Here is a 16,372-nt window from a genome sequence, read left to right as displayed (position 1 = left end):
TCCCTCGTCAGTACCCGGGGTGCCGGAACGGGTCCCTGGCCGCGTGGTCCTGCGGCCAGCGCGGCACGACCCGCTTGCCGCCGTCGCGCATGGGGATCGGCTCGTGGGACAGCTCCATCGACTCCATGCCGCCCTTGTCGGGATTGTAGCGAGTGGGCGGTTGCCCGGACCGCATCCTGGCGAGGTCGGCGTCGGACCACTGCCGGCTCGCGCTGGGGTGCTCCGCGGCGTTCTTCCAGTACCGTGACCGCACGGTCGACCAGGCCGGGTCGTTGCCCGCCGCGGTCTTGGAGTAGATGTCCTGACCGCGCTGCCAGCCCTTCCCGTTCGCCGCCTTCCACCCGTTCTGGATGTCGCGCATGTCCGCGGCCTTCGACAGCCACTTGCCGATCCCGGCGCCGAGCATCCCGCCGAGGCAGCCGGCCGCGGCGGCACCGCCGACGCCGCCCCAGCCCCAGTCGACCTTGCGCCCGGACAGGCGCTGCCCGGCGTAGTCCATCGCCGCGTCCATCGCGGCCCCGCCGAGGCAGCCGAGCAGCAGCGGGTTGGTGCCGTTCGGGTCGGTGGCGTTGGCCGGCGAGTTGCCGACGTAGGCGTAGAGGTTGCCGCCGCCCTGGTAGCCGATCGGGTCCTCGGAGATGAACCGGCCCAGCGCGGGGCTGTAGTAGCGCTCGCGGTACTGGAGCAGGCCGGTGCCGTCGTCCTGCCGCCCGGTGAACGACAGGTCCGAGCCGCGGGCGTCACCGGTGGTGGCCGGCACGCCGAACGGGTCGTAGGACTGGGTCGCGGCCAGCGTCCCGTCCGCTCGCCCGAGCGCCAGCGGCGACCCGAGCCCGTCGGTCAGGACGCTGTCGGTGATGCCCGCCTTGGCCCGCCCCGCCCACTTGTCGGTGCCCATGGCGAGCAGCCCGGCCGACAACGTGCCCGCGGCGTCGAGCTCGGCCGCGGCGTTGGCGCCGTCGTAGACGAACCGGGTGGTGGCCGAGCCGACCGTGCGGGTGTCCCGGACCCCGGTGGGGCCGTAGACGTTGGTGCTGGTCAGCCCGGACCGGCTGGTGCCGGTCAGCTCGCCGCGCGCGTTCCACGTGTAGGTGGTGGTGCCGTCGGAGAGCAGGTTGCCGTCGTTGTCGTAGGTCAGCGCCGTGCCACCGGCGGAGACCAGCCGGTTGCCGTTGTCGTAGGCCAGGTCCGACCTGGCGGCCGGCAGCGCCACGTTCGCGAGCGAGCCGGTGACCGAGGTCCGCCTGCTCACCGCGTCGTAGGTGTAGCCGAGGTCGCCCTTGGCGGTGCCGTTGTGGCTGTAGGCGATGCCGGTGACCTGCCCGATCGCGTCCCGGGTGAAGGCCTGCCGCCAGCCGCCCGGCAACGCGACCGCGCTGGCCCGCCCGGCCGCGTCCCGCGTCACGGTGACCGTGTCGCCGCCGCGGGTCGCGCCGGTGAGCTGGTCGGCGTTGTCGTAGGTGTAGGTGGTGGCGGGCAGCCCCGGCACCGTGACACCGGTCGTGCGGCCGAGGACGTCGTAGGTGTAGCCGACCGTGCCGTTGGGTCCGGTGGTGGTGGCGAGCCGGTCGAACGAGTCCCAGGTCTGGCTGGTGGTGCCGCCCGCCGTGTCGGTGAGCGTGGTGAGCCGGTCCAGGGCGTCGTAGCCGTAGGTGATCTTCGACTGCTGCGTGCCGGCGCCGGTCACCCCGTACCTGATGCTCGTCGGCCGGTTGAGCTGGTCGTAGGTCATCTCGGTGCGCAGCCCGGCGCGGCTGACCGTCGCGGTGACCCGGCCGGTGCCGTCGTAGGTGGTGGTGTCGGTGCGGTTGAACGGGTCGACGCGGGTGACCGCCCTGTCGGCCTTGTCGTAGGTCCACGAGGTCGTCTTGCCACGCGGGTCGGTGTAGGCGGTCCGGTTGCCGTTGGCGTCGTAGGTGAACGTGCTGACGCCGCCGAGCGCGTCGGTGACCTTCACCGGGTTGTTCAGCGCGTCGTAGGCGACGAGCTTGCGCGCCCCCGCCGCGTCGGTCCACAGCACCGGCCGGCCGGCCGCGTCGTGGAAGGTCGTCGCGGTGCGGCCGAGCGCGTCGCGCACCCCGGTCAGCGTGCCGGACTCCCAGGTGAACGTGGTGGTCGCGCCCGCGGGGTCGCGCAGGGTCGCGACCTGCCCCGCCGACGTGCGGGTGGTGGTCGTGGTGCGGCCGAGCGGGTCGGTCGCGGTGAGCAGGTTGCCCTTCGCGTCGTAGGTGAAGGTGCTGGTGCGCCCGGCCGCGTCCTTGGTGGTCGTCGGCTGGTCGTACGGCCCCCAGGTGGCCTCGGCCGAGGTGTACTCGCCCGCGGTGTCCGCGAGGCCGGTCGCCTTCACCACCCGGTCCGCGGCGTCGTAGGTGTACTCGGCGCGCCGGCCGTACGGGTCGACCACGGCGTCGAGCCGGTTGCCTGCACCGCGTTCGTAGGTGGTGGTCCGCGCCAGCGACGTGCCGAAGGCGGTGGTGTCGGTGGCGACCATCCCGGTGGCGGTGAAGGTCACCCGCCGCACCGACCCGTTCGGCTGGGTCACCCTGGTCTCGGTGACCTGGTTCTGCGCGTCGAGGGTGTAGGCGAAGGTGAAGGAGCCGCCGTCGGCGATGTCCTGCCGCGACACCCTGCCGTTCGCGTCGTAGGCGACGCTCAGGTAGGTGTTGCCGCGCCCGTCGGTGATGCCGGTGACCCGGTTCGCGGTGTCGTAGGTGTAGGTGGTGACCTTGCCCGCCGGGTCGGTGACGGTCGCGAGCCGGCCCGCCGTGTCGTAGGTGTAGCCGACCTGGCGGCCGATGTTGTCGCTGGCCCTGATCACGCGGGCCGAGGCGTCGTACTCCAGCCCGATCCAGCGGCCGTTGGGCGAGACGATCTGGGTGACCTCGCCGTTGGCGCCGCTCGGCCGCACGAACGTGACCTCGTTGCCGTTGCGGTCACGCATGGCACGCGGCCTGCTGTACCAGGGGAAGAACCACTTGGTGCCGTCCCGCAGGGTCAGCACCCAGTCGCCGTTCTCCTGCGCGATGGTGGAGCCGGTGTAGCGGCCGGGGGAGCCGACCGCGGCGAACACCGCGTCGCCGTAGCCGGTGCCGGGCGAGGTGCGGACGTAGTGCGCGCGCCCGCCGCCCGGGGTGTAGAGGTCGACCTCCTGGTACTGCTGTTCGGAGGCCAGGTACATGTTGTGGTCGGCGCCGGAGTTCAGCCCGAAGTCGCGGCTGTGGTTGTCGCCCTGCCAGTACTGCCGGTTCAGCGCGATCGGCACCGTGTCGTCGAGGCCGAGATCGGTGTGGGTGTCGGTCAGCAGACCGGTGGACAGGTCGACCGGGTCACCGGAGAGCTTGTCGAGCAGGTCCTGCCACCACGGCTTGTCCGGCTTCGGGTTGCCGCCGGTGTTGAACATCGCGCCGTCGAGGGTCCACAGCTTGGTCTTCTCGTCCGGGATCACCCGGCTGGCGTCCGCGTTGACCTTGCCGTGGCCGTAGACGTACCACTGCTTCTCGGCCGGGTCGTAGTTCCAGAAGTCGACGACGGTGCCGGCGGGCAGCTTGGTGTAGTTCGGGTACACCACGCTCGCGCCGTCCGGGAAGATCGTCGCCCCGCCCGGCTGGACGGTGAAGAACGTCGGCACGATTCCGTTGCGCGGCAACGGGTAGGGCGGCCGGTCGATCGGGATGGCGGTGATGCCCAGCTCCGTGACGACCTTGCCGTCCATGTCGCGCACGACGGTGCCGGCCGGGATGTGGACCTCGAGGCCGGGGATGGCCGGCGTGGTCAGGACCATGTCCTTCGTGGTCGGCGCGGCGAGCTCGACCGTGTGCGCCATGTCCAGCTTGGGCAGCCACACCGGCGCGTCCAGCGGCGTCGTCGTGCCCCGCTCGACCCTGGCGTGGATGCGGAACGTGCCGTACCTGCTCTTGCCGGTGGCCGCCGCGTACCCGTCGACCACGATCATGGTCGCGTTGGCGCGGACACCGGACAGCAGGAACCGGCCGCTCGCGTCGGTGGTGGTGCGGATCGAGTCGACGCGCACCGGGATGCCGGCCAGCGGCCTGCCGTCGAGCCCGAGCACGTGCCCGCTGATCGCGGTGACGCCCTTGGGCGCGGTCAGGTCGGTCACCGGTGTGGCCGGGCCGCGCCGCGTCAGCCAGTCACGGCCGTCGAGGTTGCCCGCGTCCGGCGTCCAGGCCGCGTCGAGCCGGTCGTCGCGGACCAGCGTCGCGGCGTTCGGGGAGGCCGGGTCGGGGTCGACCCGCAGCGAGTCGTCCCGCAGCCGTGCCGGCAGGAGCTGGGGCTTGGTCCTGGTCTCGTGCTTCGGTTCGGCGACGGCCGTGGCCACCGGAGCCTGCTCGGTCCGCTCGTTCTGCTTGGCCTGCTCGGCCGGTGGTGCGACCGCCGCGGCGAGGGCGGTGGCGGTCCGCGCGGTGAAGGTCGTGGCGCCGGTGTTGATGCCGTAGGGGCCGAACCACACCTTGTACGTGCCGGTCTGCGGCAACGTGCGCCCGGTGACCTCGGTGTTCATGTACTGGTCGGTCAACCGTTGTCCGTCCGGCGCGATGATCTGCCAGGCCGCGCCGCAGCAGCCCAGCGAGCCGGAGGTGTTGCTGGACCCGATGGTCACGGCCTGGCCGGCCGTGCCGGAGAAGGTGACGAAGGCGTCCTGGCCGGGGTTGGTGACCGTGACGGTCTTCGCGGTGCCGTCGAGGGTGATCGTGCCCGCGTCGAGGTCGGCCGGGACGGTCCACGCCTTGAAGGTCGTCGAGCCGGTGTTGGTGCCGTACGGCCCGAAGGAGATCTTGTAGGTCCCGGTCTGCGACAACGTCTTGGTGTCGACGGTGGAGTTCATGTACTCGTCGGACATCCGCGTGCCGTCCGGGGCGAACACCTGCCACGCGGCGCCACAGCAACCCAGGTTGGCCGACGTGTCGGTGGACTGGAAGATCACTCGCTGGCCCGTGGTGCCGGAGAAGGTGACGTAGCCGTCCTGGCCCGGGTTGGTGATGGAGATGGTCTTGCCCGTGCCGTCGAGGGTGATCGTGCCCGCGTTGACGTCCGCCGGGACGGTCCACGCCTTGAACGTGGTCGAGCCGGTGTTGGTGCCGTAGGGGCCGAAGGAGATCTTGTAGGTTCCGGTCTGCGGCAACGTCTTCGTGTCCACCGTGGAGTTCATGTACTCGTCCGACATGCGGGTGCCGTCCGGGGCGAACACCTGCCACGCGGCGCCGCAGCAGCCCAGGTTCGCGGACGTGTCGAGGGACTGGAAGATCACGCGCTGCCCGGCGGTGCCGGAGAAGGTGACGTAGCCGTCCTGGCCGGGGCTGGCGATCGAGATGGTCTTGCCGGTGCCGTCGAGCGTCAAGGTGCCGGCGTTGAGGTCGGCGGGCACGGTCCACGCTTTGAACGTGGTGGAGCCGGTGTTGGCGGCGTAGGGGCCGAAGGAGATCTTGTAGGTTCCGGTCTGCGTCAACGTCTTGGTGTCGACGGTGGAGTTCATGTACTCGTCGGAGATCCGCGTGCCGTCGGGTGCGAAGACCTGCCAGGCGGCGCCGCAGCAGCCCAGGTTGGCCGACGTGTCGAGGGACTGGAAGATCACCCGCTGACCCGCGGTCGCGGAGAAGGTGACGTAACCGTCCTGGCCCGGGTTCGTGATCGAGACGGTCTTGCCGGTGCCGTCGAGCGTCAAGGTGCCGGCGTTGAGGTCCGCGGGCACGGTCCACGCCTTGAACGTCGTGGAGCCGGTGTTGGTGCCGCGCGGGCCGAACCAGATCTTGTACGTGCCGGTCTGGGGCAGCGTGCGCGTGTCCACAGTGGAGTTCATGTACTCGTCGGACAAACGCGTGCCGTCCGGCGCGATCACCTGCCAGGTCGCGCCGCAGCAGCCCAGGTTGGCGGACGTGTCGAGGGACTGGAACAGCACGCGCTGACCCGTCGTGGCCGAGAACGTGACGTAGGCGTCCTGGCCGGCGCTGGAGATCGTGACGGTCTTGGCCGTGCCGTCGAGGGTCAGCGTGCCCGCGTTGAGGTCGGCGGGCACCGTCCACGCGGTGAACGTGACCGAGCCGATCAGCACCGACGACGGGTCGGCCACGATCCGGTAGGTGCCGGTCTGGGGGAGCGTGATCGTGTCGAGGGTGTCGTTGGCGTACTTCGTGTCGCCGACGCGGGTGCCGTCCGGTGCGACGAGCCACCAGTACAGGCCGCAGCAGCCGAACTGCGACGACGCGTTCGTGGACTGGACGGTGACCCGGTTCCCGGCCGTGCCGGCGAAGGTCGTGTACGCGTTCTGGCCGGGCTTGGTGAAGGTGACGGTCTTCGCGGTGCCGTCGAGCGGCTGGGTGCCCGCGTTGAGGTCCGCCGGGACCGACCACGCGCTGACCGTGACCGAACCGGTGTTGGCGCCACCCGGATCGAGGAAGACGCGGTAGGTGCCGGTCTGCGGCAGGGTGGTCGTGTCGAGGGTGTCGTTGGGGTACTTGGTGTCGCCGACGCGGGTGCCGTCCGGTGCGACGAGCCACCAGTACAGGCCGCAGCAGCCGAACTGCGACGACGCGTTCGTGGTCTGGATGATGACGCGGCCGCCCGCCGTGCCGGAGAACGTCGTGTAGGCGTTCTGGCCGGGGTTGGCGACCGTCACCGTCTTCGCGGTGCCGGACAGGGACTGCGCGCCGGCGTTGAGGTCGGCCGGCACCTTCCGCACGGTCACCGTGGTGGTGCCGGCGGTGTCGGTGTCGTTGCGCAGGAAGATCGTGCGCAGCCCGGGACCGCTCGTGGGGCCGGTGTCGATCCAGCCGCCGGTGCCGACGCAGCTGCCGGTGGCGGTCTGCCGGTTGCGCTCGTCGTGGACGCGGGCGTACAGGCCGCAGGAGCCGAAGGTGCCGTCGCTGAGCGAGAAGGCGAACCGGTCCCCGTCGGCGGCTGAGAAGTACCGCACCGCCCACTTGCGCGCCGCCACCGGCACCTGGGTCGCGGTGCCCGCGGTGATGGCCGCGGCGGTGTCGATGCTCGCCGGGTCGATGCCGGTGGGCGGCACGACCAGCACGGCCGAGCTGGTGCCGGTGCCGGCCGGGGTGCTGAGCGACACGGTGCCGGTCGCGGCACCCGGCGGAATCCGGACGGTGAGGGAGCCGCCGGAGCGTGCGGTGACCGCGGCCAGCATCCCGTTGACCCGCACCAGGTTGTTGGCGAACTCGGGGTCGGAGTTGGTCGTGGTGACGGTGACGGTCGACCCGGCGGCGGCGATCTTCGGCGTGACGTCGGTGACGGTCGGCTTGTCGTTGCGGACGACGGTGACCACCGGGCCGGTGCCGGTGCCGGCCGACGTGGTCACGGTGACCGCGCCGGTCGTCGCCGACGTCGGCACGGTGACCGTCAGCCGGTCGGCGGCGGCCGTCTTGACCGTCGCCGTGACACCGTTGACCTTCACGGTGTTGGCCGTCGCGGTGGTGCCGAAGCCCTTGCCGGACACCACCATCGCGTCGCCGGGACGCACGATGCCGGGCACGGTCGACAGGACCGCGACGGCCGGCGTGCCGAGCCGCTCGACCGACAACGGGTTGCCCGCCGGGTCGTAGGTGTACCGCGCGACCGAGCCGTCGGCGCCGACCACGCCGGCGACCCGTCCGAGCGCGTCGTACGCGTAGGTCGCGGGACCGGGTGGTGGGTCGACGAGGGGTGCCGTCGCGCGGGGTGCCGCCACCTCCGTCCTGGCCGGCAGGTCGCGGGGAGCGGCCGCTACCGGCACGCCGGTGGCCGTGACCGCCGAGGAGACCACCGCCACCACCGACACCAGGACCGAGTACTGCCGCAGCCTCGTGTGCACGTCGTCTCCTCGACCGCTCGGCGCGGGGTCTGCCGACTCCCCCCGGAACTATCGCCGGTCCCGCCGCCCGTGTGTCCACTCAAACCGGAAAACCGAGAAAATTACTCGTTTGTCGTAGCGACCAGGACGAAAAAGACCGACGAGGCGGCCGATCGGTTCATCGTGTCCGCCTATGACGAGTTCATCAACGGCTATGGCTGCGGCTTGACAACCGGGCAGGATTTTGTGCTGCTGCACGACATCCGGAAGCTCCAAAGCCCAGGACGAGCGATCCCAACGGGTTTGCTCCACCCCCCGGGTGACGGGCGTTGTCCAGCCATCTGACCGGTGCACCCAGCCGCGTCACCGGTGCCGCACGGTGCACCGGGGCGTGACGATGGTGGAGCCGGTCCGCGGTGGCGCTTCCGCCTGCCCGGACCACCCACACAGCCACAACAAACGGAGTCGTGTCACCGTGCGCACCCTGATCGACCGCACGACCTGGCGAACCCTCCTGGGGTATGCCGAACCACAGCGGCGCACCATCCTCTGTGGAGGGTTCCTCGTCCTGCTGAGCGGTCTCGCCGCCGCCGCGCTGCCGTTGGCGGCCAAAGCGCTGGTGGACCGGCTGGGCTCGGGGGAGGGGGTTGCCGGGCTGCTGGCGTTGCTCGTCGGCATCGCGCTGGCCGGTGCCGTGATCGCGATGGCCGGCGGTTACCTGCTCGAACGTGCCGCGGAGTCGGTCGTGCTCGGGGCCAGGAAACGGCTGGCCGCGCGGTTGCTGTCGTTGCGGGTGCCCGCGGTGCAGCGCGCCGAGCCCGGTGACCTGCTGTCCCGGTTCACCGGCGACACGACGTTGCTGCGCGAGGTCTGCACCCACGCTCTGGTCGGGCTCGTCACGGGGTCGGCGACGACCGTCGTGATGGTCGTGATGATGGGGGTGATGGACCTCGTCCTGCTCGGCATCACCCTGGCCGTGCTCGCCGTGGTGGGGCTGCTCGCCCTCGCCGGGATGCCGATGATCGAGAAGGCCTCCCACGCCGCTCAGAGCGCTGTCGGGGAGACGGGCGCGCGGCTGGAGCGCGTGCTCGGGGCTTTCCGGACCGTGAAGGCCGCGGGTACCGAGGCCGTGGAGCTCGCCGCCATCGAGCGGGGTGCGCAGGACGCGTGGCGTGCCGGTGTGCGGTCGGCGCGGTGGGAGGCGCTGGTGCACGGCTTCAACGGCCTTGCGGTGCAGGCGTCGTTCCTCGCCGTGCTCGGTGTCGGTGGTGCTCGCGTCGCGACCGGGGCGATCCCGCTGTCCACCCTGGTGGCCTTCCTGCTGTTCCTGTTCTTCCTCGAAGAGCCGATCGGGCAGCTGCTGCACGCCGGCAGCAAGCTGCAGATCGGACTCGCCGCGGTGCGCAGGCTGGGCGAGGTCGAGCAGATGCAGACCGAACCGGTCGGCACGGGCACCACCGCCGCGGCACCGGGTGCGGCCCGCGTGAGCTTCTCCGGCGTGCGGTTCCGGTACGGCCCGGACCTGCCGGAGGTCCTGCGCGGCGTGGACGTCGAGGTTCCGCCGGTGGGCCTGACCGCGTTCGTCGGCCCGTCCGGTGCCGGGAAGTCCACGCTGTTCGCGTTGATCGAGAGGTTCTACGAGTCGGACTCCGGCCGCATCCGCCTCGACGGCCGCGACCTCGCGGACTGGGACCTCGCCGAGCTGCGCGCGGGCATCGGGTACGTCGAGCAGGACGCACCGCTGCTGTCCGGGTCGTTGCGCGAGAACATCGTCTACGGCCGCCAGGACGCGACCGAGCAGGAGATCCGCGACGTGGTCGCGCACACCCGCCTCGACGCGCTCGTCGAGCGGTTGCCGGACGGGCTCGACACCCCGGTCGGGCACCGCGGCACCTTCCTGTCCGGCGGTGAACGGCAACGGGTCGCGCTCGCTCGCGCGCTGATCACCCGGCCGCGGTTGCTGCTGCTCGACGAGATCACCTCGCAGCTCGACGCCGCGAACGAGATGGCGATCAGGGACGTGGTCACCGCCGTCGCGAAGACCACGACGGTGCTCGTGGTGGCGCACCGGCTGTCGACGGTGACCCAGGCCGACCGGATCGTCGTGCTGGACGGCGGAACGGTGCGGGCCACCGGCACCCACGACGAGCTGGTCGGTCAAGATCCGCTGTACGCGGAGTTCGCCACCACGCAGCTGCTCAGCGGCTGACCCGGCGGCAGGCTCAGCCGCGGGCGGTGACCGGCAGGCTCAGCCGCAGCCGGAAGCCGCCGTCGGCGGTGGGGCCGGTGTGGAGCGTGCCGTCCAGCAGGGCGGCGCGCTCCCGCAGCCCGACCAGGCCGTGCCGTGCGCTGGGCAGCGCGAGGTGCGGCCGCGTGGGCGGGGTGTTGGTGACGGTCACGGTGAGGTCGGTGTCGTCGTGGCTGATCTCGACGGTGGCACCGGCGCCGGGCGCGTGCTTGCGCACGTTGGTCAGCGCTTCCTGGATGGTGCGGTAGATGGCGCGCTGCACCGGCGGTTCGAGGCCCTCGGGTGCGGTGCCGACCATGCGAGCGTCGATCGCGCTGTTCGCGATGAGGCGCTCCAGGTCGGTCAGCGTGGGCTGCGGGGTGAGCTCGGTGGCCGGGGTACCGGAGGCCCGCAGCAGGTTCACCATGTGCCGCAGCTCGTCGAGCGTGTTCACCGACAGCAGGCGCACGTTCTCGGCGGCCTTCCTCGCCTCCGGGTCGGGGGTGCTGACCTGGAGCGCCCCCGCCTGCACCGCGATCAGGCTGACCTGGTGGGACACCACGTCGTGCATCTCGCGGGCGAGCTGGTTGCGTTCGCGGGCCAAGATCGCCTCGGCGTCGAGCCGCCGCTCGTGCTCACGGGCTTCCTTGACCTCCTCCAGCCGCAGCGCCAGCTCGTGCCGGGACCGCAGGAACTGGCCGAGCAGGACCGGTGCGAACGCGGTCATCGTGGCGTAGATGACGCCGAGCAGGGTGTAGGTGTCCCAGATGGTCGGAGCGAACTCCGACATGGGGAACGCGAAACCGGCCGCGGCGAGCAGCCAGCACCCCGCGAGCAGCCACCAGTCGCGGTAGCGGCTCGAGACCACGTACAGCGCGATGATCGTGGGGACGATCGCTCCGGGGAAGAGCACCGCCGGCAGCGTCGCCAGGAAGGCGGGCACCGGGACGCGGTGGACGAGCAGGAGAGCGGCGACGGCGACCGCGATGGTGACGATCCCGCCCAGGTCCTCCTCGCTGACCATGGTGAGCACCCCCTCGGCCACCGCGAGTGCGAGCGCCGCCGCGTCGACCAGCCACCGGGGCGGGCGGCGGCTCACCGCTCGGTCCCGTCGAGCAGGCCGGCGCGCTGCGCCACCAGGGCCGCCTGCACCCTGCTGCCCACGCGCAGCTTCGTGAGGATGGCGCTGACGTGGTCCTTCACCGTGCCGACGCTGAGGTGGAGCTGCGCGCCGATGTCGGTGTTGGACAGCCCCTCGGCGATCAGCACGAGCACCGCGCGTTCGCGTTCGGTGAGCAGACCGACCTGCTCGGAGGCCGGCGAGCCCGAACCGGAGCCCAGGTACCCGTCGACGACCGTGCGGGTCACCTTGGGGGACAGGACCACACCGCCGCAGGCGAGCGTGCGGACCATCTGGGCCAGCTGCTCGGGCCCGGTGTCCTTGAGCACGAACCCGGCCGCACCGGTCCGCAACGCCGTGGCGATGTACTCGTCGGAGTCGAACGTCGTGAGCATCGCCACCACCGGCGGCGGCTTGAGGCCCTGCAACTGGCGCAGGACCGTGAGGCCGTCGACGTCCGGCATCCGGATGTCGAGCAGCACGACGTCCGGCTTCCGCAGGCCGATCTCCCGCACCGCCTGCGCGCCGGTCGTGGTCGCGACCACCTCGATGTCCCCCGCCGCCTGCAGGATGAGGCGGAACCCCGTCCGCACCAGCTCCTCGTCGTCCACGACGACCACCCGGATCATGCACCGCTCCTTTGTGGATACTGTCCGTGCAGTGTCCCCAGGAGTCGTGCGAGCGCGCCATCCGGGGACCGGCCGGACCCCTCCGCCGACCGGCGGGCGCGACCAGCCGGTCGGCGGAGGGGAGCCGGCGCAGGGAAGTCGGTTCGGGGGAGCCGGCTCAGCGGACGTGCTTCGCCGGTGTGGTGGCGAGGTGGAGCAGGTGCTCCAGCGGTCCCCTGCGGAAGAACCGCGACCAGACGCCGGCGAACACCGTGACGCCGACGACGAACACGAGCACCGGCACCCAGGACGCCGTGGACTCGGCGCCGGTGCTTCCCGATGCCCCGGCCAGTTGTGGCGACAGGACGAAGTGCCCGACGTAGGCGGTCAGCGACATCGTCCCGACCGCGATGACCGGCGTGGCCAGGCGGCGCAGCAGCGGCAGGCGGTCGAGCAGCACCGTCGCGCCGACGACCACGGTGATCGCGACTCCGACGCAGCCGATGACGTCGAGCGGCATGCCGCTGTGCGGACCTGCCGTGAGCAACGACCACGCCGACCCGACGGCGTCAGCGCCGAGGTCCTCCGGTCCCGCCTTCCCGGCGACAGAGGGACGCTGCACCTCCGCAGCCGACCGGACGCCCTCGAACAGCTGCGACATCAGCCAGGAGGTGCCGTAGGCGAACACGGCCAGGGCGGGACCGAACACGGCCAGCCGGCGCCGCACGGTGCCCGAGGACAGGTCCAGCCGGCCCAGCGCCATGCCGGAGACGACGAACGCCATCCAGGGGAGCGCCGGGTAGAAGCCGGTGAGCAGGAGCTCGAGCACCCCGACACCACCGACGCGGTCGAGCGGGTCGTGGGCCTTGAGCGCGGCCGAGACCGGGTCGCTCAGCAGCGACCGGAGCCCCAGCGCCAGCGGCGGCAGGACGACGGCGAGCGCGGCCGCGACGATCGCGAGCGTGCGGGCGCGCAACCGCACCAGCGGAAGGGCGAGCAGGAAGTAGAGACCGTAGAAGGCGAGGATCACCACGCCGCCGTAGACGGTGGCCATCACCGTGCCCAGCGCCAGCAGGACCACCGCCCTGATCGCGATGCGGGCCTTGGCCTGCCGTCCGGCCACACCGGTCCTGGGTTCCAGGCGACCGGCGAGCAGCACCAGCGAGAACCCGGCCAGGGTGGCGAACAGCGCCGAGGACCGGCCCTCTGCCAGGTGGCGCACCCAGATACCGATGCCGGACGTGGCGTCCGCGGCCGGGCCGAGGTGCACGACGTACATGCCGAAGACGGCCAGTGCGCGGGCCAGGTCCACCCCGACCAGCCGTGCCGTCGAGGGTGTGACCGGTGTGCCGGGCTGGTGGGCGGTGGAGATGTCCTGTAGTGGCAGCTGTTTCACACAGCCACCTTTTCGGTGCGGCCCGGTGGCGGACCACCCGTCAGGTCGCGGTGCGCACCCCGCCGGTCGACCGGAACCGCCCGGCCGACCGGAACCGTCCGCAGTGGACGGTCATCCCTCGTCGTCGTCGCCGAAGAACTCCTCGGCCATGCCGCTCAACGCCATGCCGCCGAGCACACCGCCCGCGGCACCGGCGGCACCGGCGGCGAGCATGCCGCCCATGCCGGCTCCGCGCCGCTGGTCCTGCTGGTGGTAGTGGTGGTCGTCGTCGTGACCACGGCCGCGGTAGCCCTGCTGCCCGCCGTACCCGGCCGGGGTGCCGAAGGCGGGGTGGTGCCCGGGTTGCCCGCTGAACGCGGGGTTCTGCGCACCACCGAAGGCGGGGTTCTGGGCGCCACCACCGAACGCCGGGTTCGCCCCGCGCTCGGCGACCTGCGCCAACCAGCCGCTGATCGCGGCCGCCCAGTCGGTGACCAGCGCTTCCTGGTGGGAGACCCGCAGGTGCCCGGAGGTGTCGCCGCCGATCGAGAACCCGCCCCGCCGCCGGTCGGCTTCGAGCACCACGTGCAGCTCGTGCGCGGTGGCGACGAAGGTCAGCTCGACCTGGCTCACCCGGCCCGCGAACCGCCCCGGCGGGAAGAACTCCAGCTCCTGGTAGAAGCCGAGCTCGTGCGGCACACCGGGCAACCGCCCGTTCTCCACACCCGCACCGCGGAACGAGAACCCGAGCTGCCCGACCGCGTCCAGCACCTTGTTCTGCGACGGCAGCGGACCGACCAGGACCGGGTCGAGATCACCCTTGTCGGGCGCACCCGCGACGACGAGCTCGGTCCGCAGCCCCACCCCCATCCCGGGCAGCGCCGCACCACCGACCGCGGTGATCGGCGTCTCCCACGGCAGCTCCAGCTGGAACGGCACCGCCACCAGCTGCCCCGCGGGCACCCGCACACCCTGCTGCACCACCGCCCGGAAGAACTCCGCGCCACCGTGCTCGTCGTCGCGGGCGAAGGCGAACCCACCCCGCTCGACCTGCGCCACCAGCGACAGCACGACCTGGCCGATGTCGGCGTCGGCACTGCCGCCCTGGATGCGCACCTGCCCGGTGACGGGCTGACCGGGCACGGCGTGCGGCGAGTCCAGCACGGTGTCGACGGACGGGCCACCGATGCCGAAGGCGCTCAGCATCCGATTGAACATGAGAAGCTCTCCTCCTGGGACGAACGGGTCGAACCTGTTGCCGTGTCCCAGCTTCGTGAGCCCGTCGGACCGTGCACAGCTGCCGGACGTCCGGAACACCCCGCTACCCGGCTGGACCTGACCCCGCCGATCGGCGGGGTGGGCCACGTCCCGCCGAGGCTGAACCTGTCCTCGGTAGCCTCGGCGGTGTGATGGACGATCGTCGCGGCGTTGCCCCAACACGCACCCACTCGGTGCTCGTCGTCCTGTTCGACGGCGTGCAACCCCTCGACGTCGCGGGTCCTCTGGACGTGTTCTCGTTGGCAGCGCGTTGTGTCGGAACGACGGACACCCCGCCCTACGTCGTCCGCACGGCCTCACTGGGCGGCGGAACGATCCGCGCGGCCGGCGGCCTGCGGGTGGTCCCGGACCTCGACCTCGCCGCTGCCGACACCCCGGACCTGCTCCTGGTGCCGGGCGGTCCCGGCGTGGGGGACGTCGACGAGCGGCTCGTCGCGTGGCTGCGTGAGCGGGCTCCCGGTTCGCGACGAGTGGTGTCGGTGTGCACGGGGGCGTGGCTCCTGGCCGAGGCCGGTCTCCTGGACGGGAGACGGGCCACGACGCACTGGGAGTCCTGCGGTCACCTCGCCGACAAGCACCCGCGGGTGCGGGTGGAGACCGAACCGATCTTCGTCCAGGACGGCCCGTTCTACACGTCGGCCGGTGTCACCGCGGGTGTGGACCTCGCCATCGCCCTGGTCGAGGAGGACTTCGGCCGCGCGGTGGCCCACGAGATCGCCCGTCTGCTGGTGGTGTTCCTGCGCAGGCCGGGGAACCAGGCCCAGTTCAGCGCGCAGCTGTCGGCCCAGGCCGCGTACTCCGACCCGCTTCGGGACGTCCAGCACTGGGCCACCGCGAACCTCGCGGCGGACCTGTCCGTTCCGGCGCTCGCGGGCAGGGCCGGGCTGTCGCCACGTCAGTTCGCTCGCGCGTTCGCCGAGCAGGCCGGCGTGACACCGGGCCGCTTCGTGGACCTCATCCGGCTGGAGGCCGCGCAACGCATGCTGGCGGACACCGGGGAAGGGGTGCTGCGGATCGCGCGCCGGTGCGGGTACGGGACGCAGGAAGGGATGCGCCGCGCGTTCCTGCGCGAGCTCGGCGTGTCGCCCACGGAGTACCGGCGCAGCCGGGCCTGATCCGGGACGGATGGCAGATTCGTTGGGGTGCACGACATGGGCACGGCGACCGACCGGACCTACCGTTGCCCACAACGTCTGACTGAAGGGTCCCGACATGCAGGTCGCCATCGTTCTCTACCCCGGCTTCACCTCCTTGGACGTCCTCGGGCCCTACGAGGTCCTTGGCCGCCTTCCCGACACCGAGGTCGTCTTCGTGGCCGAGAAGCCGGGCCTGGTGGTCAACGACCTGAAGAGCCTGTCGATCGACGTCGTCGCCACCCTGGCCGATGTCACGGCACCCGACGTCGTTCTCGTCGGCGGAGGCCCGGGCCAGGTGGAGCAGATGTCCAACCACGCCTTGCTGGAGTGGCTGCGCACGACCGACCGGACGAGCAGGTGGACGACGGCCGTCTGCACCGGCACCTTCCTGCTCGCGGGTGCCGGACTGCTCGGCGGACGCAGGGCAACCACCCACTGGGGCGGGCTCGACCAGCTCGCCGAGTTCGGTGTGACTCCTTCGAAGGAGCGGGTGGTCGTCGACGGTCACTACGCGACCGCGGCCGGCGTGTCCGCCGGCATCGACATGGCGTTGACCCTGGCCGGTCTGATCGCGGGCGACGACGTGGCGCAGACGGTGCAGCTCATCATCGAGTACGCGCCGGAGCCGCCCTACGACGCGGGTTCGGTGGACTCCGCTCCCGCGGCCGTGGTCGAGAACGCGATGCGGATGATGTCGAGCTGACCCACCTCCGGCGGATCACCGCCGTTGACATGCCGGTGGGCACGAGTAGAGGACGAACGCTGACCGGTACTTGCGACACAGTGCCCTTGTCATCGGAAGCGTCCGGGGACGAAGTCCACTCGCAGTCAAC

The 16,372-nt window shown here is 71.7% G+C and carries 8 protein-coding genes; 3 read left to right on the top strand and 5 right to left on the bottom strand.

All coding sequences use genetic code 11. The annotated features are described in order from the left end of the window. Positions 1–7: 7 nt before the first annotated feature. The gene (locus ACZ7CH_RS38240; RefSeq protein ID WP_470376174.1) at positions 8–7,816 is read right to left on the bottom strand and encodes an RHS repeat-associated core domain-containing protein; all 7,809 of its coding nucleotides are present in this window, start codon (positions 7,814–7,816) and stop codon (positions 8–10) included. A 454-nt stretch (positions 7,817–8,270) separates the two neighbouring features. Between ACZ7CH_RS38240 and ACZ7CH_RS38235 the strand changes: the two genes are divergently transcribed. Further along, the gene (locus ACZ7CH_RS38235) at positions 8,271–10,004 is read left to right on the top strand and encodes an ABC transporter ATP-binding protein (RefSeq protein ID WP_470376173.1); all 1,734 of its coding nucleotides are present in this window, start codon (positions 8,271–8,273) and stop codon (positions 10,002–10,004) included. A 13-nt stretch (positions 10,005–10,017) separates the two neighbouring features. On the opposite strand, the gene ACZ7CH_RS38230 is transcribed toward ACZ7CH_RS38235, so the two are convergent. The 4 genes from ACZ7CH_RS38230 to ACZ7CH_RS38215 form a co-directional block, all read right to left on the bottom strand. After that, the gene (locus tag ACZ7CH_RS38230; RefSeq protein ID WP_470376172.1) at positions 10,018–11,121 is read right to left on the bottom strand and encodes a sensor histidine kinase; all 1,104 of its coding nucleotides are present in this window, start codon (positions 11,119–11,121) and stop codon (positions 10,018–10,020) included. After that, positions 11,118–11,771, bottom strand: coding sequence for a response regulator transcription factor (locus ACZ7CH_RS38225; RefSeq protein ID WP_360388454.1), 654 nt, complete (start codon positions 11,769–11,771; stop codon positions 11,118–11,120). The genes ACZ7CH_RS38230 and ACZ7CH_RS38225 overlap by 4 nt, the downstream gene beginning before the upstream one ends. Positions 11,772–11,928: 157 nt before the next feature. Beyond that, the gene (locus tag ACZ7CH_RS38220) at positions 11,929–13,146 is read right to left on the bottom strand and encodes a DUF418 domain-containing protein (RefSeq protein ID WP_470376171.1); all 1,218 of its coding nucleotides are present in this window, start codon (positions 13,144–13,146) and stop codon (positions 11,929–11,931) included. A gap of 111 nt (positions 13,147–13,257) precedes the next feature. Further along, positions 13,258–14,343 carry a sporulation protein gene (locus ACZ7CH_RS38215; protein WP_360388448.1) on the bottom strand — a complete coding sequence of 362 codons (1,086 nt, stop codon included), beginning with the start codon at positions 14,341–14,343 and terminating at the stop codon, positions 13,258–13,260. 191 nt (positions 14,344–14,534) lie between these two features. Between ACZ7CH_RS38215 and ACZ7CH_RS38210 the strand changes: the two genes are divergently transcribed. Then, complete coding sequence (locus tag ACZ7CH_RS38210; RefSeq protein ID WP_470376204.1) at positions 14,535–15,518, top strand: GlxA family transcriptional regulator; 984 nt, start codon at positions 14,535–14,537, stop codon at positions 15,516–15,518. Positions 15,519–15,615: 97 nt separating this feature from the next. Further along, positions 15,616–16,242 (top strand): DJ-1/PfpI family protein, encoded by a 627-nt coding sequence (locus ACZ7CH_RS38205; RefSeq protein WP_360388445.1) that lies wholly within the window; start codon positions 15,616–15,618, stop codon positions 16,240–16,242. The last annotated feature ends 130 nt before the right edge of the window (positions 16,243–16,372 follow it).

Source organism: Lentzea sp. NPDC037011 (assembly GCF_055607425.1).
The sequence above is the reverse complement of the archived record's forward strand: the minus strand, read 5'-3'. Positions and strand labels throughout refer to the sequence as shown.

Coding starts and splice junctions, on each gene's coding strand:
- ACZ7CH_RS38215 (WP_360388448.1), bottom strand. CDS start 14,343: ATGTTCAATCGGATGCTGAGCGCCTTCGGCATCGGTGGCCCGTCCGTC.
- ACZ7CH_RS38225 (WP_360388454.1), bottom strand. CDS start 11,771: ATGATCCGGGTGGTCGTCGTGGACGACGAGGAGCTGGTGCGGACGGGG.
- ACZ7CH_RS38205 (WP_360388445.1), top strand. CDS start 15,616: ATGCAGGTCGCCATCGTTCTCTACCCCGGCTTCACCTCCTTGGACGTC.
- ACZ7CH_RS38210 (WP_470376204.1), top strand. CDS start 14,535: ATGGACGATCGTCGCGGCGTTGCCCCAACACGCACCCACTCGGTGCTC.